At 62.3% G+C, this 25,499-nt stretch carries 22 protein-coding genes; 10 read left to right on the top strand and 12 right to left on the bottom strand.

What is annotated here, in order from left to right; all coding sequences use genetic code 11:
- Nucleotides 1–458: 458 nt before the first annotated feature.
- Nucleotides 459–1,976, bottom strand: coding sequence for a threonine ammonia-lyase, biosynthetic (ilvA, locus tag DOM32_RS12495; protein ID WP_110634950.1), 1,518 nt, complete (start codon nucleotides 1,974–1,976; stop codon nucleotides 459–461).
- Nucleotides 1,977–2,163: 187 nt separating this feature from the next.
- On the opposite strand from ilvA, the gene rpiA reads away from it, so the two are divergent.
- Nucleotides 2,164–2,835 carry a ribose-5-phosphate isomerase RpiA gene (rpiA, locus tag DOM32_RS12490; protein ID WP_110634947.1) on the top strand — a complete coding sequence of 224 codons (672 nt, stop codon included), beginning with the start codon at nucleotides 2,164–2,166 and terminating at the stop codon, nucleotides 2,833–2,835.
- Between the two features lie 336 nt (nucleotides 2,836–3,171).
- The gene (locus tag DOM32_RS12485; protein ID WP_110634944.1) at nucleotides 3,172–3,603 is read left to right on the top strand and encodes a CBS domain-containing protein; all 432 of its coding nucleotides are present in this window, start codon (nucleotides 3,172–3,174) and stop codon (nucleotides 3,601–3,603) included.
- A gap of 71 nt (nucleotides 3,604–3,674) precedes the next feature.
- On the opposite strand, the gene DOM32_RS12480 is transcribed toward DOM32_RS12485, so the two are convergent.
- Complete coding sequence (locus DOM32_RS12480; RefSeq protein WP_110634941.1) at nucleotides 3,675–4,670, bottom strand: 2-hydroxyacid dehydrogenase; 996 nt, start codon at nucleotides 4,668–4,670, stop codon at nucleotides 3,675–3,677.
- A gap of 153 nt (nucleotides 4,671–4,823) precedes the next feature.
- Between DOM32_RS12480 and DOM32_RS12475 the strand changes: the two genes are divergently transcribed.
- Entirely contained in the window at nucleotides 4,824–5,771 is a 948-nt protein-coding gene (locus DOM32_RS12475; RefSeq protein WP_071232419.1) for a histone deacetylase family protein, read from the top strand.
- A 104-nt stretch (nucleotides 5,772–5,875) separates the two neighbouring features.
- Here DOM32_RS12475 and DOM32_RS17795 read toward each other — a convergent pair whose 3' ends face one another.
- The 4 genes from DOM32_RS17795 to DOM32_RS12455 all read right to left on the bottom strand — a co-directional run bounded on the left by DOM32_RS17795 (nucleotide 5,876) and on the right by DOM32_RS12455 (nucleotide 9,951).
- Nucleotides 5,876–6,016: a glycosyl transferase family 90 gene (locus DOM32_RS17795; RefSeq protein ID WP_157957075.1), complete on the bottom strand. Its 141-nt coding sequence runs from the start codon at nucleotides 6,014–6,016 to the stop codon at nucleotides 5,876–5,878.
- 112 nt (nucleotides 6,017–6,128) lie between these two features.
- A complete protein-coding gene (waaA, locus tag DOM32_RS12465; RefSeq protein ID WP_110634938.1) occupies nucleotides 6,129–7,415 on the bottom strand; it encodes a lipid IV(A) 3-deoxy-D-manno-octulosonic acid transferase in 1,287 nt (428 codons plus the stop codon).
- Between the two features lie 6 nt (nucleotides 7,416–7,421).
- Nucleotides 7,422–8,852 carry a bifunctional D-glycero-beta-D-manno-heptose-7-phosphate kinase/D-glycero-beta-D-manno-heptose 1-phosphate adenylyltransferase HldE gene (gene hldE, locus DOM32_RS12460; RefSeq protein ID WP_110634935.1) on the bottom strand — a complete coding sequence of 477 codons (1,431 nt, stop codon included), beginning with the start codon at nucleotides 8,850–8,852 and terminating at the stop codon, nucleotides 7,422–7,424.
- Nucleotides 8,842–9,951, bottom strand: a complete 1,110-nt coding sequence (locus tag DOM32_RS12455) for a glycosyltransferase family 9 protein (protein ID WP_110634932.1) — start codon at nucleotides 9,949–9,951, stop codon at nucleotides 8,842–8,844. Before DOM32_RS12455 ends, hldE begins: the two co-directional genes overlap by 11 nt.
- 771 nt (nucleotides 9,952–10,722) lie before the next feature.
- Between DOM32_RS12455 and DOM32_RS12450 the strand changes: the two genes are divergently transcribed.
- Entirely contained in the window at nucleotides 10,723–11,415 is a 693-nt protein-coding gene (locus DOM32_RS12450) for a glycosyltransferase family 25 protein (RefSeq protein WP_110634929.1), read from the top strand.
- 40 nt (nucleotides 11,416–11,455) lie between these two features.
- On the opposite strand, the gene DOM32_RS12445 is transcribed toward DOM32_RS12450, so the two are convergent.
- A complete protein-coding gene (locus tag DOM32_RS12445) occupies nucleotides 11,456–12,583 on the bottom strand; it encodes a glycosyltransferase family 4 protein (RefSeq protein WP_110634926.1) in 1,128 nt (375 codons plus the stop codon).
- 170 nt (nucleotides 12,584–12,753) lie between these two features.
- Between DOM32_RS12445 and DOM32_RS12440 the strand changes: the two genes are divergently transcribed.
- From DOM32_RS12440 to DOM32_RS12415, 6 genes are all read left to right on the top strand, one after another.
- Nucleotides 12,754–13,491 (top strand): 3-deoxy-D-manno-octulosonic acid kinase, encoded by a 738-nt coding sequence (locus DOM32_RS12440; protein WP_110634923.1) that lies wholly within the window; start codon nucleotides 12,754–12,756, stop codon nucleotides 13,489–13,491.
- Nucleotides 13,492–13,497: 6 nt separating this feature from the next.
- Nucleotides 13,498–15,339, top strand: a complete 1,842-nt coding sequence (locus DOM32_RS12435) for a DUF3413 domain-containing protein (protein ID WP_110634920.1) — start codon at nucleotides 13,498–13,500, stop codon at nucleotides 15,337–15,339.
- A 125-nt stretch (nucleotides 15,340–15,464) separates the two neighbouring features.
- Nucleotides 15,465–16,268: a glycosyltransferase family 2 protein gene (locus DOM32_RS12430; RefSeq protein WP_110634917.1), complete on the top strand. Its 804-nt coding sequence runs from the start codon at nucleotides 15,465–15,467 to the stop codon at nucleotides 16,266–16,268.
- A gap of 4 nt (nucleotides 16,269–16,272) precedes the next feature.
- A complete protein-coding gene (locus tag DOM32_RS12425; RefSeq protein ID WP_110634915.1) occupies nucleotides 16,273–17,331 on the top strand; it encodes a glycosyltransferase in 1,059 nt (352 codons plus the stop codon).
- 132 nt (nucleotides 17,332–17,463) lie between these two features.
- Entirely contained in the window at nucleotides 17,464–18,561 is a 1,098-nt protein-coding gene (gene ddlA, locus DOM32_RS12420; RefSeq protein WP_110634912.1) for a D-alanine--D-alanine ligase, read from the top strand.
- Nucleotides 18,562–18,683: 122 nt separating this feature from the next.
- On the top strand, nucleotides 18,684–20,246 hold the full coding sequence (locus tag DOM32_RS12415; RefSeq protein WP_110634910.1) for a sulfatase-like hydrolase/transferase: 1,563 nt from the start codon (nucleotides 18,684–18,686) through the stop codon (nucleotides 20,244–20,246).
- Here the strand turns inward: DOM32_RS12415 and DOM32_RS12410 are convergent.
- The 5 genes from DOM32_RS12410 to rfaD form a co-directional block, all read right to left on the bottom strand.
- The gene (locus DOM32_RS12410; protein ID WP_244179909.1) at nucleotides 20,239–20,904 is read right to left on the bottom strand and encodes a hypothetical protein; all 666 of its coding nucleotides are present in this window, start codon (nucleotides 20,902–20,904) and stop codon (nucleotides 20,239–20,241) included. The genes DOM32_RS12415 and DOM32_RS12410 overlap by 8 nt on opposite strands.
- Nucleotides 20,905–21,320: 416 nt before the next feature.
- Nucleotides 21,321–22,466, bottom strand: a complete 1,146-nt coding sequence (locus DOM32_RS12405) for a glycosyltransferase (RefSeq protein ID WP_110634904.1) — start codon at nucleotides 22,464–22,466, stop codon at nucleotides 21,321–21,323.
- Nucleotides 22,467–22,478: 12 nt separating this feature from the next.
- On the bottom strand, nucleotides 22,479–23,387 hold the full coding sequence (locus tag DOM32_RS12400; protein WP_110634901.1) for a hypothetical protein: 909 nt from the start codon (nucleotides 23,385–23,387) through the stop codon (nucleotides 22,479–22,481).
- A gap of 33 nt (nucleotides 23,388–23,420) precedes the next feature.
- Nucleotides 23,421–24,473: a lipopolysaccharide heptosyltransferase II gene (gene waaF / locus DOM32_RS12395; protein ID WP_110634898.1), complete on the bottom strand. Its 1,053-nt coding sequence runs from the start codon at nucleotides 24,471–24,473 to the stop codon at nucleotides 23,421–23,423.
- Nucleotides 24,466–25,449: an ADP-glyceromanno-heptose 6-epimerase gene (rfaD, locus tag DOM32_RS12390; protein ID WP_087720318.1), complete on the bottom strand. Its 984-nt coding sequence runs from the start codon at nucleotides 25,447–25,449 to the stop codon at nucleotides 24,466–24,468. The genes waaF and rfaD overlap by 8 nt, the downstream gene beginning before the upstream one ends.
- Nucleotides 25,450–25,499 lie beyond the last annotated feature (50 nt).

Raw genomic sequence — 25,499 nt, 5'->3', positions numbered from 1 at the left:
CCACACCCCATGGCCTCGCTCTCTTCGTCACACGATGACAGCCTGACGGCCATGCGCCAGACGATCTCGAGTGATTACGGGTCTCAAGCGCCCAGCAATGTCTGCGCGTAGCCCGTTGCCACCACGCCCACACCGAAGATCAATACCAATGCCATTACCAAGTCGGGCTTGCGTTTCATGTCGACTCCGCTGCGTTGGGTTCGGCCGCTGCCCCCCGCAGCGACGCGCACGACTATAGGGTCAGGCCAAAATCTTGACAAGAGCGTTTCCGGCCCAGATGACACCTTTTTCGTTACCCAACAGTATCGGCATTTACACAAAAAGGCTGAATTGGATTTCAGGCACTTTCAGCGTCCATTTCAACCTTTTGCAACGACTCGAGACTCTGCGCGAAGCCATTGCCCGATTCCGTGATGAGCACTGACGGTCGATGGCTTATCGCTGTGGTCTCCACGGGTCTACGCCATGAACATCCGGTAAGCCGTATTATCGGTCTCTTTCCAGTAGCGATAGCCGATCCGGTCGAAATGCTCCTCGGCATGGGCGCGGTCACCATTGGGCATCTGCAACCCGACCAGCACCCGGCCGTAGGCGGCGCCGTGGTTGCGATAGTGGAACAGCGAGATGTTCCAGTCCGCCGGCAAGTGAGTAAGGAAGTTCATCAGCGCACCGGGGCGCTCGGGGAACTCGAAGCGATAGGCCTCTTCCTCGAAGCGTTCCCTGGGCCGACCGCCGCCCAGATGGCGAATGTGGAGCTTGGCCAGCTCGTTGTCGGTGAGATCCTCGACCGGATAGTCCGCCTCGCGCAGCCGGCGAATGACCTCCTCGCGATCCTCCCCGCCCGGCTTGACCTGCACGCCGACGAAGATGTGCGCGCCTTCGGGATCGGCGTAGCGATAGTTGAACTCGGTGACCATCCGCCGGCCGATCACGCGGCAGAACTGCTTGAAGCTGCCTGGCCGTTCGGGAATCTGCACCGCCAGAATCGCCTCGCGCTGTTCGCCCAGCTCGGTACGCTCGGCGACGTGCTGCAGACGGTCGAAATTGATGTTGGCGCCGGAATTGATGCACATCAGCGCCTGATCCCGCGCCTGGGTCTGCTGCACGTATTTCTTCAACCCCGCCAGCGAAAGCGCGCCGGAGGTCTCCGACACGGCCCGCGTATCATCGAAGATATCCTTGACCGCGGCACACATCTCATCGGTGTTGACGGTGATCACGCCATCGACATGATGGCGCAGGATTTCGAACGGCGCCTCGCCGATCTGGGCCACCGCGACCCCTTCGGCAAACACGCCGACCTGATCCAGCGTCACCCGCTCCCCGGCTTCCAATGCCGCCTTGAGGCAGGCGGAGTCTTCGGCCTCGACGCCGAACACCTTGACCTCCGGACGCAGATACTTGATATAGGCCGCGACACCGGCCAGCAGGCCACCGCCGCCCACCGGCACGAAGATCGCGTCGAGCGGGCCGGAGTGCTGGCGCAGAATCTCCATGGCCACGGTGCCCTGGCCGGCGATCACATCGAAATCGTCGTAGGGCGGAATGTAGGTATAGCCATGCTCGGCGATCAGCTCTCGGGCGTGGCTCAACGCTTCGCCGAAGGCATCGCCCCGGAGCACCACCTTGGCCCCCCAGCCGCGCACCGCGGACACCTTGATATCCGGCGTGACACGGGGCATCACGATGACGGCCTTGACCCCCATCTGCTTCGCCGCCATCGCCAGGCCCTGGGCGTGGTTACCGGCGGAGGCGGCGATCACCCCCCTGGCCTTCTGCTCATCGCTCAGTTGCGCCATCTTGTTGTAGGCGCCGCGAATCTTGAACGAAAAGACCGGCTGCAGGTCTTCGCGCTTGATCAGAATACGGTTGGAAAAGCGGCGAGAAAGGGCAGGTAGCGGGGAAATCGGAGTCTCCCGGGCCGCCTCGTAGACGCGGGCCTGGAGGATCTTCTTGACGATATCTTCGAGTTGCATTCGGGTATGTCCTGGCGAACAGCTGGGGTGCAGCGCTCCCGCCTCGAAAACGACGGGTTATAGTGGATCCGTATTGTTAGCAGACGCCAGCCCCGAGCGTCCAGCGCCATCGGCAGCGATAAGCGCTTGCCCTATACTATCGGCCGAGCGAATGCCTCGAACTTCCTTTCAGCCTGCCGGAACCGACATGACTCAGGACGATCTCAAGCGCGCCGTCGCTGCCGCTGCCCTCGAAGACATCGACAACCTTCTGACGCCCGACGCGGTGATCGGCGTGGGCACGGGCTCCACGGCCAATCACTTCATCGATCTGCTGGCGACGCGTCGGCACGATTTTCGCGGCGCAGTGGCCAGCTCGGAAGCGACCGCCACGCGGCTGAAGTCCCACGGCATCGACGTGCTGGAGCTCAATCATGTCGGTACGGTGCCGGTCTATGTCGATGGCGCCGACGAGATCGACGCCAGGCTGCGCATGATCAAGGGCGGCGGCGCGGCGCTGACGCGCGAGAAGATCGTCGCCGCCTGCGCCGAACGCTTCATCTGCATCGCCGATGCCAGCAAGCGGGTCGAAGTGCTGGGCGGATTCCCGCTGCCGGTCGAAGTCATTCCCATGGCGCGCTCCTACGTTGCCCGCGAGATGGTCAAGCTGGGCATCACCCCGGTCTATCGCGACGGCGTGCTGACCGACAACGGCAACCGCATTCTCGACGGCTACGACAAGCTGTTCGACGAGCCGGAAGCGATGGAAACGGCGCTGGACGCCATCGTCGGCGTGGTCACCAACGGCCTGTTCGCCCGCCGCCCGGCCGACGTGCTGCTGCTCGGTGGCGCAAACGGTGTCGAGCGCTTCACCCGCTGAGACCACCGGGCCCCGGCCGAGCGCGTTGCTAGGTCTAAACGACACAGGATCAACGCGGCACAGGATCACAGCGGCACAGAATCCAGGTCGTATGGGATCAAATTATGGCCCTCCCGGCCGATATACTGGCGACGGCCAGTATCCTCGTGCTCCGGCAGCCCTGTTTTGACCGACCTTGTGTTGACCACCCGGTCTCGACCAGGCCCGGCTCGGGACTCGATCCGGGGCGTGGCGTTCGAATACTGGCTCCGTCGTCCTGGCCATCGTCGATATCGATGGCGTGACTGCCTGAGGGGCCTGGTCCTTCAGGCCCGACTTCGATCAGAGGATCCCCATATGACGACCGCCAAACTCGGCTCGGTAGCCGACATCATGAGCCACGATGTCGTGACATTGCGTCTGGAACAAACGCTTTTCGACGGCAATGAGTTGATGCGGGAGCACAAGATACGTCATGTGCCGGTGCTGGATGAACAGGACCAGCTGGCAGGCTTGCTTGATCAGAAGGTGGTATTGCGGGAAGCCTTGCGGATTGCCAATGACCATGGCACGCACCGCCTGGACCATTACCTCAAGCAGGTGCCGCTTGCGGATGTCATCCATCAGGATTTTCTGACACTGCCCATCGATACGCCTCTCATCGAGGCAGGACAGCGACTGCTTTCCCATAGACAGGGCGCCCTGCCTGTCGTCGACGACGGCCGCCTGGTCGGCATCCTGTCCTCGGTGGACTTCGTCCGCTTGGCCGTGAACCTGCTCGAAGCGTGATAGCCTTTCGCGCGTGAGCGTCGGGCAGCCGCGAGTCCGGATAGTTGCCCTATGATTGCCCTATGGTTGCCCTAGAGCCGATTGGGACATTCGATGCCTTCGGCGAAGGCGACGAGGTTGGCGCAGGTCACCTGTGCAATCTCACGCAGCGCCTCGACGGTGAAGAAGCCCTGGTGGCCGGTGATCAGCACGTTGGGGAAACTCGTCAGGCGGGCGAAGATATCGTCGTCGATGATCTCCGCCGAATGGTCGCGGAAGAACAGTTCGCTCTCCTGCTCGTAGACATCGATCGCCAGCGCGCCCAACTGACGCGACTTGAGCGCGGCAATCACCGCCGGCGTATCGATCAGCGCCCCGCGCGAGGTATTGACCAGCATCGCGCCGGGCTTCATCGCCGCCAGCGCATCGGCGTCGATCAAGTGATGCGTCTGCTCGGTCAGCGGGCAGTGCAGCGAGACGATATCGGAGCGGGCCAGCAGGGCCTCCAGCGGCACCATCTCCCCGTAGGCAGGAAAGGCATCGCTCGGATAGGGATCGTAGCCCAGCACCTCGCAGCCGAGCCCCTTGAGAATGCGCGCCATGCACAGGCCGATGCGACCGGTGCCGACCACGCCCGCCGTCTTGCCGTGGAGCGTTACACCCAGCAGGCCATCGAGGGCGAAATTGCCCTCGCGCACGCGATTGAATGCCCGGTGGGTCTTGCGGTTCAGCGTCATGATCATCGCCAGCGCGTGCTCGGCCACCGCTTCCGGCGAGTAGGCCGGCACGCGCGCCACGAACAGGCCAAGCCGATGAGCGGCATCGAGATCGACATTGTTGAAGCCGGCGCAGCGCAGCACGATGGCCCGGATGCCCAGCGCGGCCAGTGCTTCGATCACCTCGGCATCGAGGCAGTCGTTGACGAACACGCAGACGGCATCGCTGCCTTCCGCCAGCGCCACGGTGCCGGCCTCGAGGCTGGCCGTCTGATAGAGCCACTCGAAGCCGGCATCGGCAAACCGGGACTCTCGGATCTCGTCGAAGAAGCGACGATCGTAGGGCTGGGCACTGTAGACCGTAATTCGCATCACATCACACTCGCAGCGGCAGGAATCTTTCCCTAGGGTCGGTTGGCGTTTCACGTGCAGCAACGCGGTTTGCGCTGGAACGTCAACAGACTCTAGCGTAGCGAATTCCCGCATCGCCACCAGAGACCAGTCGCCGCACCCACAGGAGATATCGTGACCCTGCCGATCATCCACCACCCCGGTTACAGCTGCGAATGGCCCGAGCGTCACCCGTTCCCGATGGCGAAGTTCCGCGCCCTGCGAGAGCGCCTGTCGACGCTGGGGTTCGATGCTCTCGACGAGGTTCGCTGGATGACGCCGCGCCCGGCGAGTAGCAAGGCGCTACTGCGCACTCATACCGCAGATTACCTGCAGCGATTCTACCTGGGCGAAATCGCGACCACCCGACGCACGCCCAGCGGCTTTCCCTGGTCGCCGGCGCTGGTCGAACGCACCTTGCTGGAAGTGGGCGGCACGCTGGCCACCGTGCAGACGGCGCTGGAAACCGGCCTGGCGCTCAACAGCGCTGGCGGCACCCATCACGCCTATGCCGATCGTGCCAGCGGCTACTGTCTGCTCAACGACCTGGCGGTCGCGGCACATGACCTGCTGGCCGAACATCGTCTCGAGCGGATTCTGATCGTCGACTGCGATGTCCATCAGGGCGACGGCACCGCCTGGATCTTCCGCCATGAACCGAGAGTCTTCACGTTCTCGATCCATGGCGAGGCCAACTTCCCCTTCGAGAAAGTCCAGAGCGATCGCGACGTCGCGCTATCCAGGGGGACCGGCGACGACGCCTACCTGCGCTGCCTCGCCCGGGAACTCGATCCGATCCTGAGCGATTTCCGGCCGCAGTTCGTGCTGTTCGACGCCGGCGCCGACGTGCACGCCGGTGATCGGCTGGGGCATTTCTCGCTGAGTACCGAGGGGCTTTTCCGCCGGGACCGGTTCGTCCTCGCGCGGTGTCGCGACCTGGGCATTCCCGTTGCCGCCGTCATCGGCGGGGGTTACGACCGCGATCTCAAGGCACTGGCGGATCGTCACGCCCAGTTGTTTCTCGCTGCATTGACGCTGAACCCCGAGTCCAGCCGTAGCGGCGAGGGCTCAGCGGCGAACTGACCGGAAAGCACGAAGTACTTGTGCATCACCAGCAGCGAAATCAGCCGTTCGCGACGCGGATCGAGAAACTGTGCCACGTGCGCGTTGGCATTGCGCACGATCGCCTACGCTTCGTCGGGATGAGCGATGTAGTAATCCATCTTGGCTTCCAGATCGCTGCAGTCATCGGCCAGCGGCACGTAGTGGACGTAGGGCTCGAGCGTGCCTTCCCTGAACCGGGCGAAGATACATACGGGAACATCCATCAGCCAAAAGGTCCGAGCCCTGGGAAGATTGTCGCAGTCATATCTGACACGCTTCTGACGGGCCGAGCTTTTTTCTGACAGACCAAGCCTTCGGTGATTCCCCTGGATAACGTTACGAAACGTTCAGAAGTGCAGCGATCTTTGCTCGCGTTCGTGCCAGCGCACCGCGATTGGCGGCCACGACCGCTCGCCCCGCTTCGCCCAGCTCGTGTCGACGCACGTCGTCGCTCAGCAGGGCCACGAGGATCTCTCCCAGCGTCTGGCCGTTTTCGACCTGAACTCGCGCATCGCTCTGCGCCAGGGTATCGGCGATCTCGCGCAGGTTGTCCAGATGGGGGCCGCTGACCACGGCAACGCCCAGCGCCGCCGGCTCGAGCAGGTTATGCCCGCCGATCGGCGAGAGCGATCCGCCCACGAAGGCCACATCCGCGCAGCCGTAGAGCTCCATCAGATCGCCCATGGTGTCGCCCAGCAGCAGGGTCGTCGAAGCGGTCAGCGCAGGGCCGGCGCTCAGACGCTGCACCCGCTCGCCCGCCTTAAGACAGTGAGCATTCACTTCGTCGAAACGCTGCGGATGGCGTGGCACCAGGATCAACAGCGCGTCCGGGAAGCGGCGCCTGAGCGCGGCGTGGGCGATCAACACCTGATCCTCCTCGCCCGGATGGGTGGAGCCCGCGATCCAGACCGGCCGCGGCCCCCAGCTTGCCCGCAATTGCCGGCTGGCCTGCCGAGTCGCTTCGTCCACGTCGAGGTCGAACTTCAACGCCCCGGTGACGGCCACTCGTGCCGATGGCGCACCCAGCTCGACGAAACGAGCCGCATCCAGCGCCGACTTGGCACCGATCCAGGCGATCGTCTCGAGCATGCCTCGGCTCAGCGCGCCGAAGCGCTGGTAGAGGCGAAAGGCGCCCGCACTCAAGCGACCGTTGGCGACCACCACCGGCACGTTCCGCCGTTGACAGGCCGCCAGCAGATTGGGCCAGAGCTCGGTCTCGGCGATGATCGCGAGGCGTGGATTCAACCGCGCGATGAAGCGCCGCGCGCTACCGGGAAAGTCCAGCGGGAGAAAATGGTGAGTAACTCGATCGCCGAACGTCTGGCGGACACGTTCGGCGCCCGTGGCGGTCATGGTCGTGATGACGAGGTCGTGATCCGGATGATCCTCCAGCAACGCCCGAATCAGAGGCGTTGCCGTGACGACTTCCCCCACCGAGGCCGCGTGCAGCCAGAGACGCGGGCGGCTCCCGCTGACCTGAATGAAACCCAGGCGTTCTCGGCGCCTGTGAGTGGGCGCCCACTCACGCCATACCCGCCACCATATCAGGGGTGAGAGCAGCGTGATCGTCAGCGAGTAGAGCCAGCGCGCGAGTCGCGACGATCGTCCGGAACGGGAACGCACCGCGGCTCAGCGCTCGCGGTCGAGAATGGTGTCGATCATGGTGGTGGTCGACACACCATCCTCGAAGCCCAGCACCAGCACTTCACCGCCGTTGGCGATGACCGCTTCGCCGCCGGCGATATCCTCGGGGCGATAGTCGCCGCCCTTGACCAACCGGTCCGGCAGGATCGCCTCGATCAACCGCGCCGGCGTGTCCTCGCTGAAGGGAACCACCCAGTCCACCGCCGCCAGCCCCGCCAGCACCTGGGCCCGGCGCGCCAGGGTATTGATGGGCCGCTTGGGCCCCTTGAGCCGCGCCACCGAGGCGTCGTCGTTGACCGCGACGATCAGGCGATCGCCCAGGCGCTTGGCCTGCTCCAGATACGCCACGTGGCCGGCGTGCAGGATGTCGAAGCAGCCGTTGGTCATCACCACGCGCTCGCCTCTTGCCTGAGCCGCACGCACCGCGCCGATGAGCGGCTTTTCCTCGATGACGCCGTACTCGGCGAGGCTGTCGCCGTGAAGCGCGGTGTAGAGCTCCGCCACCGAGAGCACCGCGGTGCCGGGCTTCGCCACGACCAGGCCGGCAGCGAGATTGGCCAGCATCACCGCTTCGCCGAAGCCGTGGCCGGCCGCCAGCGCCAGCCCCAGCACGCCGATCACCGTATCGCCGGCACCGGTCACGTCGAAGACTTCGCGGGCATGGGTCGGCAGATGCAGCGGCGCGAGACCCTCCCGGATCAGGGTCATGCCGCGTTCGCTGCGCGTGACCAGCAGCGCTTCGAGCTCCAGTGTCGCCCGCAGTTGCTCGCCCTTCTCGGCCAGTTCGGCATCGCTGGCGCACGGCCCGACGATCGCCTCGAATTCGGTCAGGTTGGGGGTGATCACGCTGGCACCGCGATAGCGGCTGAAATCGCTGCCCTTGGGGTCGACCAGCACCCGCTTGCCGGCGGCCCGGGCGGCGGCGATCAATACCTCGACCCGGTTGAGGCTGCCTTTGCCGTAGTCGGACAGGATCACCACATCGGCATCACCCAACGCCGATTGGACCTTCTCGATCAGCGGCGTGGTATCGACATTCCACAGCGGCGACTCGAAGTCGAGACGAATGAGCTGCTGGTTGCGACTCATGACACGTAGCTTGGTGATCGTTGGCACGTCGGCGCTGCGGTGAAAGTAAGCACTCACATTGGCGGCTTCCAGCGCGCGCTCGAGATGGCCGGCATTGTCATCGTCTCCGACCACTCCGGCCAGGCTGGCCTGTCCTCCCAGGGAAGCGATGTTCAGTGCCACGTTGGCCGCCCCGCCCGGGCGATCGTCGGCGTCTTCCACCTTGACCACCGGGACCGGCGCCTCGGGAGAAATACGTGACGTGCCGCCGTGCCAATATCGATCGAGCATGACATCACCCACCACTAGCAGGCGGGCATGCTCCAGTTGCGACAGATCAATCTTCATGCGGGGGCTCCGTTACGTCTTCGGCCTGGGCAGTATCGCTCGTTGCGGCTATCAGCCGATCCAGATGCTCGACCACGTCGTCCAGCGTGATCAACGCCATGGCATCGGCGTGACGCACGCGTGTGCCCCAGCTGACGGCCTCGATGGGCTTTTTCAGATAGCGGCGAACGGCATCAGGGTACCGATTGACCACATGGTCCCGCCACAGATACGGCGCCGCACGATCCGGGTTGGTGGTGGCGTACAGTCCCAGCGTCGGTGTGCCGAGCGCATTGGCCATGTGAACCGGGCCGGAATCCGGCGCGATCACCACGCGGGCGCGATCGAGCAGGGCCAGCAAGCCTTTGAGCGAGGTGCGGCCGATGGCGTCGATGTTCTCGATATCGGGACACAAGCGCCGGATCTGCTCGCCCATGTCGCGCTCCTGCGGGCTGCCGCCGCCGCTCATCACGGTTCTCAGGCCATGGCGCTGCCAGGCGTGCTCGATGACCGCCGCATAGCCCTCCGCCGACCAGTTGCGGAAATTGCGCAGGCGCGGATTGGCACAAGGGCTGATGACCAGATAGGGCTGATCGCCGGTCAACTGGCGGGCCTCGTCATAGGCGGCCTTCGGCACCGGCAGCGACCAGTCGAGGCATGTATCCTCGACGCCCAGCAGCCGTGCGAAATCCATGAAGGACTCCAACACATGCGCCCGTGGATTCGGCGCCAGTTGGCGATGCGTGAACCAGTGCTGCCAGTCCTTGGCCCGCGCCTTGTCGTAGCCCACGCGGACATCGCACTTGAGGCCCAGCGACAGCACGCTGGCCCGCAACGCCTGCTGCATGTGCAGCAGCACGTCGAAACGCACGTCCGCGAGCTGGCGCCATATCTCGCGCATGCCCTTGAACCCGGTGGATTTGTCGTACACGACGAGATCGACGCCATCGAGCCCATCCAGCAGACTGTACTCGGCCTTGCCGACGATCCAGGTGATGCGAGCCTCGGGCCACTGGCGCTGCAAGGCACGCACCGTAGGGACCAGATTGCAGACATCGCCCAGCGCGGACAGGCGCAGGATGCCGATGTGTCGAGGCTGCTCTGGCAGAGAATGCTTCATGGGGTTGACCGAATTCCCATTGGGTAAAGCACTCATTCTAACGGAAGTTGACCGTGGGAGCTGAACCGAAGTCTGCGCAAGTCGACATGAGACGCCCACGCTATACGGCATGCACACACATTTGAAGGGAAAGTCATGGCAGGGATGGCGTATTCCAGATCAACCGTGCCCAAGCGGTTCGGCTACCCTAGCCAGCAGCCTTTCCAGACAACGCGAAGCGCCTTGAGATTCTTACTGTTGACACGACATACCGCCGAACTTTCATTCAGTAACTTGGGCCAGCTAGCTTTGATGGCAACTGGCACTGCTGTTAGCTTTTATACATAAAGTCGCTGAAGCTTGGTTTTGGAACCAAATGCAGCCGTTACCGTATTGTAGACATGTATCCAGGTAGCGATTGCGCAGCGCATCACGAAAGATATCTTCAGCACGCAACTGTCTCGTGCTTCGCGGCGGATGTCACATCTTTTGAGCAATTCCTTCATGGTAACCAAATCGAGCATCTGTTCAGTCAATAGCAGCTTGAGCTTTCGTTCTCAGGTATCTTCAGCCGCTTTGTTTCCAGCATCGTCACCGAACTTGGCTTTCCAGTTATAGCAGGTGTCTTCTGACATAACGCGCCGAGCATACGAAAGCAAGGCACCCCGTAGTCAACTAGTCATTGTATTCAACGCCGCGTTGCAGCAAAATTCAGGAATGCCACTGAAGTGTCGCTGTCCCTCTCTATTGCCCTTGATGTAGTTGAACGTTTTAGACCTACCAGAGAAAACCATGTCTTTAGAAAAAGCCCAAGGAAAAATATCACTGAACGTTGACGGTGTTTTTTGCATAAGCATCAAGGAAAGAGAAGATCGCAGAGAATTACTACGCAAAGAATTTTTATCGCTTGAAAACAAAATCGAATTCATTCTTGTTGAGCGTGACCACGAAAATGGCGAGCGCGGCTGTTTTAACTCCCATCTAATGTGCGCCCAAATTGCTTTGGAAAGAGGGTATAACCGAGTATTAATACTTGAAGACGACGCAACATTGCTACCGACATCCCAAAAACAAATAAAGCGGTTGAATCTATTTTTGAAACTCAGAAATCCGGAGCTTTTTTATCTGGGCGGCATGCTTGGTAGAATGTGGATTATCCCTTTCATGAATGTGGTGCGCTGCCGATTGACGGGAACTCAAGCTTATATTTTGTCGCGAAAAGGTTGCGAACGCCTGAGCCAAATGACCTATCAAGGAAAAGCCATTGATGGCTTATATTGTCGCAAGTTCAAAGCTTATGGCACTTATCCCATGATATCTCAACAACAGCCAGAGGCGAGAGCATCCAGCGATATCATGGCCTATCGGGCCTTGACCAAGGCAAAGCGGGTGAAGGACGAAAATTTTTGGCAACAAAACTATGAGAAGCAAAAGGCGGCTCTACGTCGAAACTGGCTACGTACGCTTTTCCTTCGCTTCCTATAGTGCCTTTTAATGGGTTATCGCGGACTAGCGAGAATTACCATTACAACCCTCGAAACGAGGTCTTCAGTTTCTCGGTCTGAGACTGATAGGAATAACCGTCTACCAGCGTCGAAAGCGCTGTTCCCAGAGAGTCGAGACCTGGCTCCTCCAGCATCCGCTCGAGACGATCGACCCAGGCTTTGGTGTCCCGACTTTCCAGGATCAGGTCGGCGTGGTCGGCCTCGAGCAGCTCGGCGGCACCGGTGGTGGATGAAAGCAATACCGGCGTGCCACAGGCCATCGCCTCGAGCGAGACGCGTCCGAACTCTTCGATATGGGCCGGCAGAACGAATATGTCGAGCGCACCGTAGAGCGTCTCGACGTCACTGACTGTGGTACGCCAGATGAAGCGCTCGGCAACGCCGGCCTGTTCGGCCTGGCGTTGATAGGGCGAAAAGTCGTCCTTGCCCACGACCAGAAAGCGGCACCGGCCGGGCAGGCGTTGCTCCAGCCCGGCCGCCATCTCGACGAACCCCGCCACGTTGCGTTTGGTGAAGTTGCCGGAGGTGATCAGGCCGATCAGCCGAGTGTCGTTCTCGATGCCCAGCTCACGTCGCCGCACGGGGCGGCCTGCCGTGGCCCGCTCGAGGTTGAATATCTCGGGGTCGTAGCCGGGATAGCTGATCTCGATTCGCGACTCGTCGATGCCGTAGCGATCGCGGAAATCATTAGCCATCATGCGCGAATTGACCGCCAGGCGGCGGAACTTGCCCCCTTTCAGCACGTGATCGTGAATCGCGGCAACTTCATGGCCCGGCGGTAGATCGCGCCCATGGATGCGCTGGCTGGCGAGGTGGACGCAGTTATGCATGTAAACGACATCAGGCGTCTCGACATCACCATGGCTGACCAGCATCGCTGGTCGATGACGCCGACACCAGGCCTGTACCCGACGATTGAACCAGAAGCGCCGAAAGGGCCCCTTGAACGGCCACCGTTTCAGCCGAACCAGCTCGGCGCCGGCCGCTTCCGCCAGCTCGCGCCGGCCGCGCTCGGCAAGGATCGCCACGCGATAGCCCAGCGCTTTCAGTGCGATGGCCTGTTCGAAAGCGTTGCGACTGGCGCCGGTGCTCTTTTCCACCTGACGAATGGCGATCACGGCTAACGGCGCTTGCGAATCTTCGGTCACGACAGCTTCCTTGCGATGTTCGATGGGTCCCGGGCGGCGTGAAACGCCGACATGCGGTGACGGGGTTGTCCGGTTACAATGCGCCCCAACGGCTCGTTGCCGTCTATCCTGTCTCTTTTCGCCGGCCAGCTACGATTCAAACGCATCAGGCCCAACGTCAAGGATCGGTCATGTCGTTATCGACCTATCATCATCGGGACGCCCATATCTTATACGATCCTGCGCGTCTCGCTCAGCCTGACCTGCCGATTCTACCTGCGTTCGGTGAAGCCTGGCTCGACCCGGATGCCTGGGCCGAACGTGGCTTGGTGGTCGGCTCGGCGCCCGGACGCGGTGCCAGCCAGTTTCTCGCGGTGGACGACCATCACTGGGTGCTGCGGCCTTATCGCCGTGGCGGCATGGCGGCCAAGGTCAGCCAGGCCGACTATCTCTGGACGGGACTCGAGCGCACCCGCGGCTTCCGTGAAATGCGCCTGACACGCGCCCTGTTCGAGCAGGGGCTGCCGGTACCGGCGCCGATAGCAGCGATCGTGGTACGCCGCGGCATCACCTATCGCGCCGCGCTGATCACCCAGCGCCTGCCAAAGAGCCAGGCATTGGCAGAGCGCCTGGCAAGTGCCTCGCCGCGATTGCTCGCCGATGTCGGTGCCACCATTCGGCGGTTTCACGATGCCGGTCTCGACCACGTCGATCTCAATGCGCGCAATCTGCTCGTTTCAGCCGACGATAAGGTTTGGCTGATAGATTTCGACCGCTGTCGACTGCGCCCGGAAGGCGCCTGGCGCCAGCGCAATCTGTTACGGCTCAAGCGCTCTCTCCTGCGTTTCTCGCCCGCCAACGCGGAACCATTTTTCACCGCCCTCGTCGATGGCTATCGGAACGTTCCGGCGGATCACGATAAGGTTTGACCCTGCATGCAAGACACGCTGAGGCGCCGTTGGCGCAGCACCCTGCTTTTCGCCCTGTTTCAACTACCGCTCGTCTGGCTGATCGCCCTGCGTTACGTACCCTATCTTGCTATTCCCCATGATCCCATGGGAATCGCCTATCTGATCCTGACCTGGATCGGTCACTTCGGCATGCTGGTGCTGCTGGGCTGGCTGCCGCTAGCCGTGCTGGCCGTCGTGACGAGGGCACGCTGGCTATGGCTGCCGGCCACGCTGCTTGGCGCGCTGGGCCTGAGCGCGCTGCTGCTGGATACGGTGGTCTATGCCCAGTATCGCTTCCACGTGAATGCCTTCATGGTGTCGCTGTTCCTGAACGACAAGAACGGCGAGATCTTCAGTTTCGCCACCTCCACCTGGCTGGTGGTCGTGGGTTGCGTGGCTGTCGCCTTGGCACTCGAAGGCTGGCTCGCGCATCGTCTGATCGTGGGCAGGCGCGGCCAGCGGCTGCCGGCAGGGCTCGCCTGCGGCACGATCCTGGTGACGCTGATCGCCAGCCACGCCCTGCACGTCGTCGCCGACGCCCGCTATCAGCGCAGCGTGACCCAGCAGGTCGGCATCTATCCGCTGTTGTTCCCGGCCACCGCCAAGGACTTCATGGAGAAGCACGGCTGGCTGGATCCCCGCGCGGCTCGCGCCGAGCGTGCCGATATCGACACCAAGCAGGCACAGAATCTCGACTGGCCCAGGAACCCGCTCAGTTGCCAGGCCGAGGCTCCGCCCAACGTCCTGGTGGTGCTGATCGACTCCTGGCGCGCCGATGAATATGGCCCCGAGAACACGCCGAATCTCTATGCCGCACTGAACGACAGCGGCCGGCGCTACCTCGACCATTACAGTGGCGGTAACGCCACCCGTAACGGCACCATGAGCCTGTTCTACGGGCTCACCGGCAACTACTACGCCTACCTGGACGATACCCAAACGCCGCCGCTGCTGATCACCCAGTTGCAGAAGCAGGGCTATGCGATGGGCATCTTCTCGTCGGCCAGCCTCGATGGTGTCGGCTTCGATCGCACGATCTTCTCGTCGGTCAGTCCGCTGCGGCTGAGCACACCGGGGAATTCGCCGGCGGGCCGGGACCAGAAGATGACCGAGGACTGGCTGGACTGGCTCGATCAGCAGGAGCAGCAGGACGATTCGCCCTGGTTCGGCATGCTGTTCTACGATGCGCCCCACGGTTACGACGTGCCCGACGACGCCGAACAGCCGTATCAGCCATCGGTCAAGCGAATGGATTATCTCGATCTGGGCCCCGATACCGATCCAACACCCTACTTCAATCGTCACCGCAACTCGGTCCACTACGATGACGAACTGCTCGGTCGGGTGATCGCCGATCTCAAGGCCAAGGGCGAGTGGGACGACACGATGCTGGTCGTCACTGCCGATCACGGTCAGTCGTTCAACGATTTCGGCAGGAACTACTGGGGCCACAACAGCAACTTCGCTTCGCCGCAGGTCCTCGTGCCGATGATCGTCAATGGCCCCGGCGTCGAGCCCGGCCGCGTCGAGGGCATGACCAGCCATCTCGACGTCGCGCCAATGCTGATGCGACATGCCCTGGGCTGCACCAACCCGCTCTCCGACTACGCCATGGGCAAGGATCTTCTCGCTCCCGGGATCGATCACCCCTGGATACAGTCCAGCAGCTATATCGATTACGGAATCGTCGAGCCGGACCGTATCACCGTGGTCGACGGCACCGGGCAGTGGGATATCGTGGATCGGCAGCTCAAGCCGATCGACGACGCCGAATTCTCCCCGGCGGTGTTCGAAGCCATGCAGTGGTTCCGTCAGTTCTATCGATAGCCCTGTCAGCGCTACAATGACCGAGGCGCTATCCGGAGCCCGATCACCGGGCGTCGCGACGAAGCGGGTCGCGACGCCCGCTGTCGTTTTCGATAGGTCTATCCACCGACGATACAGGACCGCTCATGGCCGCCATCACCGGCGTAGTGATTACGCTCAACGAAGCCGACAACATCGAGGCCTGCCTGGCGTCGCTGAAGCGAGTCTGCGATGAACTGATCGTCGTCGACTCCGGCTCCCGCGACGACACCGTGGCCCGGGCCGAAGCGTTCGGCGCCAGCGTGATTCACCAGCCCTATCTGGGCGATGGCCCGCAGAAGAACGTCGGCCCGCGTGCCGCCAGCCACCGCTGGGTGCTGTCGCTGGATGCGGATGAGCGGCTCACCGACGACGCCGTGGCGGCCATCCAGGCGCTCGATCTGGATGCCGAGTCTAACGGAGAGGGCAACCACGACGCCTACGCGCTGCGTCGCCGCAATTTCATCGGCAGCCGCTGGATCCGCCACTGCGGCTGGTATCCGGACTACTGCATTCGGCTCTTCGATCGCGATCGCACCGGATTTTCCGAGAGCCGCCAGCATGCTTCCGTGCAGGCGACGCATCCGCGGCGCCTGGACGCCGATCTGGAACACTATTCGTTCGCCAACCTCGGCGAACTGTTCGGCAAGGCCAGCGGCCGCTTCTCCAATCGCGCCGCCAAGATCATGTATCTCAAGGGCAAGCGGGCCAACGCCTTCTCACCGTTTTTGCATGGCGCCAACGCCTTCGTGCGCAAATACGTCTTTCAGCGCGGCTTCCTCGGCGGGCTCGATGGCGTCTCCGTCGCGCTGTCGGCGGCGATCAACGCCTACCTGAAATACGCCAAGCTGCTCGAATTCCAACGCGACGCGAAGGTTCGCGACGCCGAAGATTTCGACCGGATCTGGTGAATCGATGCCACGCGAACCGCTGCATATCCGTCACGTCAATCTCGCCCGAGGCTTCCGCGGCGGCGAGCGCCAGACGTTGCTGCTGATCGAGGCACTGGCTCGAATCGACGATGAACAAGGCAGCGTGGAACAGAGCCTGGTCTGCCGGCGCGACTCGCCGATGCGCGCGGCGCTGGCCGACACGGATATCGAATTGATCGACGCCGATCATGCGCTGGCCGGCCACGCCCACCGCCCGCGCGCGAGCCTGACCCACGCTCACGAGGCCAAGGCGGTGCACTGGGCGTGGGTCGAACGTCACCTGCGCGGAACGCCGTATATCCTGACCCGGCGTGTCCCGCAGCCGGTCAAGGACAAGCGCTTCAACCGCTGGACCTATCGCGGCGCGGCGACCGCCGTGGCGATCTCCTCGGTGATCGAAACCCATCTTCGCCAGCGGGACTGGTGCCCCGTTGCCCGTATTCCCAGCGTGCTTTCCGGCCAGCCGAGCGACCCGACCGAGGTCGCGAAGCTGCGCGAGCGCTTCGCCGGACGCCGGGTGATCGGCCATATCGGCGCGCTGGTGGATCGCCACAAGGGGCAGCGGGTACTGCTCGAGGCAGCGCGACAGTTGCGCGAGACGCATCCGGACGTCTGCTTCCTGCTGCTCGGCGATGGCGCCGATGGCGAAGCGCTGAAGGCCGAGAGCGCGGATCTGGATAACGTGATCTGGGAAGGCTTCCGGCCGAACGTCGGCGATTATCTCGAGATCATGACGCTGTTCGCGTTTCCTTCACGCAACGAAGGGCTCGGTTCGACGCTGCTCGATGCCATGGACCACGGCGTGCCGATCGTGGCCAGCGATGTCGACGGCATTCCGGACCTGATCGAGGACGACGTCAGCGGGCTGCTGGTGCCTCCCGGTGATGCGGAGGCGCTGGCAACGGCGCTGATGGCTCTGCTGGAAGATCCCGAGCGCAGCCGACGCCTGGCCACGGCTGCCGGACAGCGTCTCGCCGACTTCACCCCCGAGGCCATGGCCGCAGCCTATCTCGCCCTCTATCGCCGCCTCGCTGCCCGCTGATTCGCCGGTTGAGCGAGGCAGCCGGTATTCGGCCTGCCCGGGCAATACTTACACAGCGGGAACGTGGCATCATGACGCCCGACAGGCCGCAGCCGAGCGGCGTCGAGATCGTTAGCGAAGTGGAGCAGAACTATGAGCAAGATTCGGGTTGGCGTCATCTGCGGCGGCAAATCGGCGGAGCATGAAGTGTCGTTGCAATCGGCCAGGAACATCGTCGATGCGCTGGATCGCGAGCGTTTCGAGGTCACGGTCATCGGCATCGACAAGCAGGGCCAGTGGCATATCAACGATGCGGCCGACTTCCTGCTCGATGCCGACGACCCTCGACGCATTGCGCTCAACCCGTCCGCCGGCGATATCGCCCTGGTGCCCGGCCGCGAGCACCGGCAGCTGATCGCCACCGAGGCGTCTCAAGGGGCATTGAACCAGCTGGACGTGGTCTTCCCCATCGTTCACGGCACGCTGGGCGAGGATGGTTCGCTGCAGGGGCTGCTGCGCATGGCCAATCTGCCCTTCGTCGGTTCCGGCGTGCTCGGCTCGGCTGCCGGGATGGACAAGGACGTCACCAAGCGCCTGCTGCGCGATGCCGGCATCCCGGTGGCACCTTTCGTCACCCTGACCCGCCGCACGGCCGCCAGCGCCGATTTCGACGCCCTGCGCGACGAGCTGGGCACGCCGCTGTTCGTCAAGCCGGCCAACCAGGGGTCGTCGGTCGGCGTCAGCCGGGTGGAGAACGCAGCCGAGTTCCAGCAGGCGCTGGCCCTGGCCCTGGCATTCGATCACAAGGTGCTGGTCGAATCCGCCGTGGTCGGACGCGAAATCGAGTGCGCGGTGCTGGGCAACGACGCCCCCGAAGCGAGCGTCTGCGGCGAGATCGTGGTCGAGGGCGGTTTCTATTCCTACGACACCAAGTATATCGACGACGATGCAGCCAGGATCGCCGTCCCCGCCGATATCGATTCTGATGCCAGCGAGGCGATCCGCGAGCTCGCGGTGCGCACGTTCCAGGTGCTGGAATGCGCCGGCCTGGCTCGGGTCGATGTCTTCCTCACGCCGGAAGGCAAGGTCGTCGTCAACGAGATCAACACCTTGCCGGGCTTCACCCGCATCAGCATGTATCCCAAGCTGTGGCAGGCGAGCGGCATGACTTATCCGGCGCTGGTGACACGCCTGATCGAGCTCGCCATGGAACGCCATGCCGACGACCTGGCATTGCGAAGTTCACGATAGCGCCGGGAACTCGTCGCTAACCTGCTTGTCTTGGATTCGTCATGATAGAGTCATAACGACTCCTCATGCGGTGCCCGGACCCGGCACCGGTAGAACACGACGTTCACGGATCGAAGCGCGTCATGACCATCTCTCGTAACACTCGACGCTGGTGTGCACTCACTTATATCGGCCTCTGCATCGGTTACGCCATCATGGTGGTCTGTGTACTGCCATGGTGGACGCCCGTCGCCATCACGCTGGGCTGGCTCGCTATCGGCTATCACTTCCGCTGGGGGCATGTCTCTCAGCGCGCCACGCAGCGCAAGGCGTGGCCATGGTCGCTGCTGCCATTGGTGCTGTGGTGGGTCTATATCTATCTCGACGACAGCTTCGGTCAACTCGACCTGGGCGCGGTGATCTTTCACCTGCAGGCCGGCATCGAGGAGAACGGCAGTACCGACCGCCAGATTGCCGGCGTGATCTACACGATGGCGGCCATCGTGATGCTGATGGCGGTGACCTGGCTGGTGCGGGCCGACCATCGCTGGCGCTTGTGGGAACGGGTCTTGAGCCTGTTTCTGCTCGCCTTCAACCCGTTGCTGTTCGGGTTGTCGCTTCGTGGCGCTTCGGCGATCGACGACGACGAATCCTGGCTCAACGACCGTTACCAGCCACCGGAAATCGTCGCCGCGCCGCGCCAGCCGCCAAACCTGATCTATATCTACATGGAGAGCACCGAGCGCACCTACAGCGATACCCAACGCTTCGGTAACGCTTACGAGGATCTGGCGCAGCTGGGCAAGGAAGGCGTGGTCTTTCGCGGCGTCAAGCAGCTCGACAACACGGGCTGGACGATGGCCGGCATGGTCGCCAGCCAGTGCGGAGTGCCGCTGATGCCGGCGGGACTGATGCACGACAACCAGTTCGAGCCGCTGTCGGACGTGCTCCCTGGCGTCAGTTGTCTCGGCGACCTGCTCCACGCGCGGGGTTACGACCTGACCTACATGGGCGGCGCCAGCACGAAATTTGCCGGCAAGGCGAAGTTCTATCAGGGCCACGGCTTCGATACGGCGCTGGGTCGCGACGAACTGGAAGACAAGGCCCCCGCCGGTTACCTCAACGACTGGGGGCTCTATGACGACACGCTGCTCGGCCTGGCCGAGAAGCGTATCCGGCACCTGCACGACAGCGGCAAGCCCTACGCCTTCTTCGGTCTGACGCTGGCCGGACACCCACCGTTCGGCAATCCGTCGCAATCCTGTATCGACAATCAGGGCCCCTTCGACGGGACCGATATTCTCTACTCGATCAAATGTACCGGCTGGCTGGTCAGGAATTTCATCGAGCGGCTTCGGTCCGAAGGGCTGCTGGACAATACGCTGGTCGTGGTGGCCAGCGATCACCTCTCGATGAAGAACTCCGCCTGGGAGGATCTGATTGCCGAGGAGCGGGAAAACACCCTGATGATGCTGGGCAACGGCCTGCGCCCCCGCGTCATCGAGCGGCCAGCCAGCATGGTGGACGTGCTGCCGACGCTACTGGAAGCGATGAACTACACCATTCCTGACCATCGGGCCGGGCTCGGGGTATCGCTGTTCTCGTCGATCCCGACGCTGGTGGAACGTTATTCGCTGGAAGAAATGAATCAGCGCATGCGCAGCGAGAATCTTCTGCAGGAGCGGCTCTGGAACGGCGTCAACTGAGGCCGTCCGCACATGGGTCCGGGTGGCGCGGCGCCGGCCACTCGATGGGCCCCAGGTCCTCGCCAGGATCCCGTTTGCCCGGCCGGGTTTCGGGGGTGGTGTGCTGCAACGCCTCGGCGACTCGAGCCAGTGCCGTCTCCCCTCGCTCCCCTTCGACCACGCGCTCCCACCAGTCGCGGTGGACGGCACGAACGACCACGGGGACGGATGCCAGGCCCAGGCGCTGAGCCATCGCCAAGCGGTGCAGGCCGCGATTGATCTTGAGCAGCCGGCCGTCACGGGTGACCGCGACACCCAGATCGTCTTTTCCCAGCTCGGCATTGAATCCGTGAGCCGCCATATCGTCGAGAAAGCCCAGGTAGGTCCGCAGGTAGGCCATTATCTTTTCTTCCGTATCGAGCAGAATGCCCTGTTGATAGGAAGACCAGGGATACCCCGACTCGAGCCGCGAACGGTACTGGCGGAAGCGCTCGGTCTGGCTGAGATCGTCCCTGTGCTCGTCGAGATCGCTGATGAAGCGATAACGAGAGCCGCGACGCAGGTCGCCGCGGCTCTGATCCCATTCGCCGTCCCAGATGAAGGCGGAAGACGATGGGCGCTTGCCACCGATTCCCTTGGCATTGAAGTCGCGAATCAGCGCACGGGGATCGACGTGCACGATTAACGCCTGCCCCAATCTCGCTTCGATCGATCGCCGTGGCAGGCCGCGGCGCTCAGCCCACCGACAGCCTGCCTTTCCGGTGGCCCAGCGCCGAAACAGAGACTCTTCCACTGTCTCGCCAACGCTGCGCTGAAAAGCCGCTTTCAAACTCGCCTGTAGGCGCGCACGCCGGATCCCCCACTTCATGCGGGGGTCGAGCAAATCGCGAAACGCTACATCCTCGACGGGCAGGCGCGGAGGAGAAGGCGAGTGGTTTTGTGAAGCGCGCACCATGAAAGCCTACACGTTCGAGTACAGAAAAAGCGGAATTATCAAACGCTGTTCTTCTTCTGTATAGCATACCACGTTAATAAGCATGCTATACAATTAGCTGTAAATCCCGTATCCGGCTCTTCGTGTCGACATGGCTCCGTCTAGGTCGTTGGCAAGTCGAGGAATTGCTGCATGATGCGGGTATCACGGAAACGCTCAATCAGCTCGGGATCCGCCTCGATCGATGGCGGATTCTTCATCCCTTCACGAATCTTCACGGCCAGTCCTTCTATAGAATTTTCCGCGATCAATCGGGCCTGATCATGGATCAACACGTTGCGCACGCCACCCGGGCAATCCACGGCGACACATGGCGTGCCGCAGATCATGCTCTCTGCCAGCACGATACCGAACGCTTCACTGCGCGAGCTCAATACGAAAAGTCGAGCGTGTTTCATCCAGGGGTAAGGATTGGGTCGACTGCCGACGAAATGGATGCGCTCGCGAGCGCCGAGCTCGCCGACCAGTTTTTCGAGACTTTCACGCTTGGGGCCGTCGCCGACAATGACCAGATCTTCATCGATATCGGCCTTCAGATAGGCACGAATCAGCCACTCCTGACGTTTGACGTCGGACAGTCGAGAGACATGGACGATAAAGGGCCTGGCGGGCAGCTCGACAGGCTCGTCGGCCTGGCGGCGGATGGCCTCGATGTCGCAGGGGTTCATGATGGTGGCCCAGCGTTTGGGCCGGATATCATAGTGTCCTAGCTGACGCTCGAGCTGCTCGCGTACGTTGGGCGTATTGCAGATTACCTGCTTGCCCTCGTATAGCTTGCGCAGATATATCCCCTTGAGCCGGCTGCCATAATCGCCAGGCCAGGAAACGGTTACCTGCCATAGACGCGGGTCCCGCCAGGACCAGACCGTCTCGAAAGCGCCTTGTCCACGCATGATGACACGGTCGATCGGGCCATGTTCCCTTTCGAGCCTGACCACGAAGCGCTCGAGGTAGGAACCGCCATACCAGCCCCGCCACAGGAATCCCGAACCCGGCAGAAGCGGTTTCAACAATGCCCGCGTGAAAAGGTCGTACACGAGTCCCAGCCCCGTCTTGCGAAAGGCCTTGTCGAAATCCATCCGATGGACCGTCACCGCAGGGTCCGGTGCCAGTTCGTAGCCGCCTTTGAGCACCAGCACATGGACGTCGTGACCCTCTCTCGCCAGCACGTTGGCCAGGTTGACGGTGACACGCTCGATGCCGCCGATACTCAGTTTGCGGACGACCAGCAGGACTCGTTGGGACATGTATTCACCGTTCTATGTATGTAGCGGGTCATCGCCCGATAGATCGTCGCGAGACTCGAAGATCAGCGACTTGAGCTCCGGGTAGCGAGCAAGGCAATTGGCAAACTGCCTGTCGTTTCCACCGCGTTTGACGTTGTCTTCATGCAAGGCCGACTCCCCGGATGCTGGCGTGGACAGGAAGTCGACATTGCGTGAATTGACCCGCACGCAGCGCGTTCCCGCCTTGAGAGAAGCCATCTTGAACCAGATATCATCGGCATTGGGTGCCAGGGCCTGAAAGGCTTCGACGTCGAAAACCATAGGGTCCAGTACTCCTGGCGGATACAGCACCCCACCACTACCAGTCGGCATCAGTGCGAAGTTGGGTTGCATGGCGCCCGGATCCTGACGGGTCCTGACCTCTTTATAGGAAATTTCACCCGAGCCCGGCGAGCTCTCACAGAGCATATGGCCACGGTGGCAGACGATACAGCCGGGAAACCGATTTGCGCCATCTACCAGGCGCCTTGCCCAATCCGAGGGATACAGCATGTCATCGTCGGCAGTGATGATCGTCGCTTGCGGATATGCTTCCAGCGCATGCACCAACTTGTCGTAGGAACGCAAGTCGATGTCAGTCACGACGATCTTCACACCACGTCGCGTCAGGCGCTGAAGTGACCTTGGCAGGTCACCGACGGCTTCCTTGTCGCGCCGCGAAAGATAGAGATGGACATCGAATGCTTCGATATCCTGCTCGCAGAGAGATTCCAGCGTGGCAAAGACCTGGCGTATACGGGGCGGATGGGTGGTCAGCGAGATGATGAGTCGCTCGCCACTCGAAGGGACCTGCCGGGAGGACCATACGTTCTTCATGCGGTAGTGCAGGAAACGAAGCGCCGAGCGCAACTTGCGCTTTCGTTTGGCAGTCAGTAGCACCATGGTCGCTCTCGATGATTATGGCAATGGCCGGCCTCACCGGCAGCCGTCTATCGGTGATCCCTGAATCGCTTGTTCGATTCTATCGGGCACCATCTGCTTAAGACAGTTGCGGTGCCCCAGCGGGCAAGTGCGCTCGAAACAGGGTGAGCAGGAAAGACCTAGATAATGAATATAGGCGTTGTCGGTCAACGGTGGTGTATAGATCGGCGACGACGAGCCGTAGAGCGCCTGGATACGCGTGCCGACGGCTGCAGCCACGTGCATCAGCCCCGAGTCGTTAGTGACCACTTGCTTACAGGCAGCGAGCAGATCGACGGCATCCGCCAGCCGGGTCTTGCCGCACAGATTGTGAGCGTGCTCGAGACGCTCGGTAATGACCGCACCGGCCTCGGCGTCCTTTGGCCCGCCCATGACCCAGACCGAATATCCCCTGCCGATCAGGGATTCGGCGAGTTCGCGGAAATGTTCGAGCGGCCACTGTTTGGCCGGCCCATATTCGGCCCCCGGCATCATGCCGATGGCGGGACGCTCTCCCAGACCGAGCGACTCCCGCAGCTCGTCCTGATGCCGAGAGTCGACGCTGAGCCTTGGATGGGGAAGGGCGAAGTTGCCGCGTACGGCTTCCTTGGCATCGAGCCCCAGTGCGACGAAGCGCTTGACGGTCTGATTCAGGACCGCCTTGTCGAGTTTGCGGCGGTCGTTGAGCAACAGGTAGCGCTGTTCGCCGGTGAACCCCGTCCGGCGCGGGATGCCGGCCAGAAACGGCACCAGCGCCGACTTCAGCGAACGCGGCAGCACGATGGCATGATCGAAACGTCCCTTCAGGGAGCTTGCGATCTCACGCCGGGTCTTCCAGCCGAACTCGCCATGTTTCACGTCCAGCGCAATGGCTTCGTCGACTTCCGGCATGCGCTCGAGGATCGGCAGCGACCAGCCCGGCGCCAGCACACCAATCGTCGCGTCCGGGTGGCGTTGCTTGAGTGTGATGAACAGACTCTGCGCCATGACCATGTCGCCGACCCAGGAGGGGCCAACGACGAGGAGACGCGGCCCGGCTTTGGCATTGACCGCCGCGGTATCAGCCATTCAGCCATTCCAGATAGGCGGAAACGCCCTCGCGCACCGTCTTGAACTCGGCGGTATAGCCGGCGTCGCGCAACCGGCCGATATCGGCACGGGTATAGCTCTGGTAGCGCCCCTTGAGTTCGTCGGGAAAATCGATGTACTCGATCTCGCTCTTGACCCCCTGGTTGCGCGAATAGAAATCGATGGCGGTTTCGGCGATCGCCTTGAACGGCTCGGCGCGTCCGGTGCCCAGATTGAAGATGCCGGAAATCTCGGGGTTATCCAGGAACCACAGGTTGACGTCGACCACGTCGCCCACATAGACGAAGTCACGGCTCTGCATTCCGGCATCAAATCCGTCCCAGGCGCCGAACAGCTTGGGATTCTCCCCGCGCTGGACCTGCGTGTGGTGGTGGTAGGCGACACTGGCCATCTTGCCCTTGTGCTGCTCGCGCGGGCCATAGACATTGAAGTAGCGAAAGCCCACGACCTGCGAGTCGAAATCGTCCCAGCGCGCGCGGACGTACTGATCGAACAGCAGCTTGGAGTAGCCGTAGACATTGAGCGGTTTCTCGTGAGCCGGGTCCTCGACGAACACTTCGCTGCCCCCGTAGGTGGCGGCGGAAGAGGCGTAGAGAAACGGAATGCGCTTGGCCTGGCAATACTCGAGCAGCACCTTGGAGTACTCGAAGTTGTTCTCCAGCATGAAGCGGCCGTCCCATTCGGTGGTATCCGAACAGGCTCCTTCGTGGAAGATCGCCTCGATCGGCGGCAGACCGCCGATCTCGCCTCGTATCTCACCACACAGTTCAGCCTTCACTCTCGCCAGGAAATCGTCCTTGTCGAGATAATCGCCCAGCGTGCAGTCCGCCAGATTGACGAACTTGGTGCCGTCGCTGAGATCGTCGACCACCATGACGTCCTGGTGGCCGCGCGCGTTGAGTGCCTTGACCAGATTGGCCCCGATGAAGCCGGCCCCGCCGGTGACTACGATCATGTCGCTTTCCTCTTGTCTCGACTCGGTCGTCGAATGCAGCCGCCGCCGCT

This window comes from Salinicola salarius, assembly GCF_003206135.1.
In the GTDB taxonomy this organism is placed as follows: domain Bacteria; phylum Pseudomonadota; class Gammaproteobacteria; order Pseudomonadales; family Halomonadaceae; genus Salinicola; species Salinicola salarius.
Note: the sequence above shows the minus strand (reverse complement) of the source record. Positions and strands in the feature narration are given on the sequence as shown.

Bases quoted from the DNA above. Each gene is read 5' to 3' on its own strand.
- ddlA (WP_110634912.1), top strand. From the start codon at position 17,464: ATGAGCAAGATTCGGGTTGGCGTCATCTGCGGCGGCAAATCGGCGGAG.
- DOM32_RS12450 (WP_110634929.1), top strand. From the start codon at position 10,723: ATGTCTTTAGAAAAAGCCCAAGGAAAAATATCACTGAACGTTGACGGT.
- DOM32_RS12405 (WP_110634904.1), bottom strand. From the start codon at position 22,466: ATGTCCCAACGAGTCCTGCTGGTCGTCCGCAAACTGAGTATCGGCGGC.
- waaF (WP_110634898.1), bottom strand. From the start codon at position 24,473: ATGGCTGATACCGCGGCGGTCAATGCCAAAGCCGGGCCGCGTCTCCTC.
- DOM32_RS12430 (WP_110634917.1), top strand. From the start codon at position 15,465: ATGGCCGCCATCACCGGCGTAGTGATTACGCTCAACGAAGCCGACAAC.
- DOM32_RS12455 (WP_110634932.1), bottom strand. From the start codon at position 9,951: ATGAAGCATTCTCTGCCAGAGCAGCCTCGACACATCGGCATCCTGCGC.
- DOM32_RS12435 (WP_110634920.1), top strand. From the start codon at position 13,498: ATGCAAGACACGCTGAGGCGCCGTTGGCGCAGCACCCTGCTTTTCGCC.
- DOM32_RS12425 (WP_110634915.1), top strand. From the start codon at position 16,273: ATGCCACGCGAACCGCTGCATATCCGTCACGTCAATCTCGCCCGAGGC.
- DOM32_RS17795 (WP_157957075.1), bottom strand. From the start codon at position 6,016: ATGGATGTTCCCGTATGTATCTTCGCCCGGTTCAGGGAAGGCACGCTC.
- DOM32_RS12440 (WP_110634923.1), top strand. From the start codon at position 12,754: ATGTCGTTATCGACCTATCATCATCGGGACGCCCATATCTTATACGAT.
- rfaD (WP_087720318.1), bottom strand. From the start codon at position 25,449: ATGATCGTAGTCACCGGCGGGGCCGGCTTCATCGGGGCCAATCTGGTC.
- DOM32_RS12400 (WP_110634901.1), bottom strand. From the start codon at position 23,387: ATGGTGCTACTGACTGCCAAACGAAAGCGCAAGTTGCGCTCGGCGCTT.
- DOM32_RS12480 (WP_110634941.1), bottom strand. From the start codon at position 4,670: ATGCGAATTACGGTCTACAGTGCCCAGCCCTACGATCGTCGCTTCTTC.
- ilvA (WP_110634950.1), bottom strand. From the start codon at position 1,976: ATGCAACTCGAAGATATCGTCAAGAAGATCCTCCAGGCCCGCGTCTAC.
- DOM32_RS12485 (WP_110634944.1), top strand. From the start codon at position 3,172: ATGACGACCGCCAAACTCGGCTCGGTAGCCGACATCATGAGCCACGAT.
- DOM32_RS12415 (WP_110634910.1), top strand. From the start codon at position 18,684: ATGACCATCTCTCGTAACACTCGACGCTGGTGTGCACTCACTTATATC.
- rpiA (WP_110634947.1), top strand. From the start codon at position 2,164: ATGACTCAGGACGATCTCAAGCGCGCCGTCGCTGCCGCTGCCCTCGAA.
- hldE (WP_110634935.1), bottom strand. From the start codon at position 8,852: ATGAAGATTGATCTGTCGCAACTGGAGCATGCCCGCCTGCTAGTGGTG.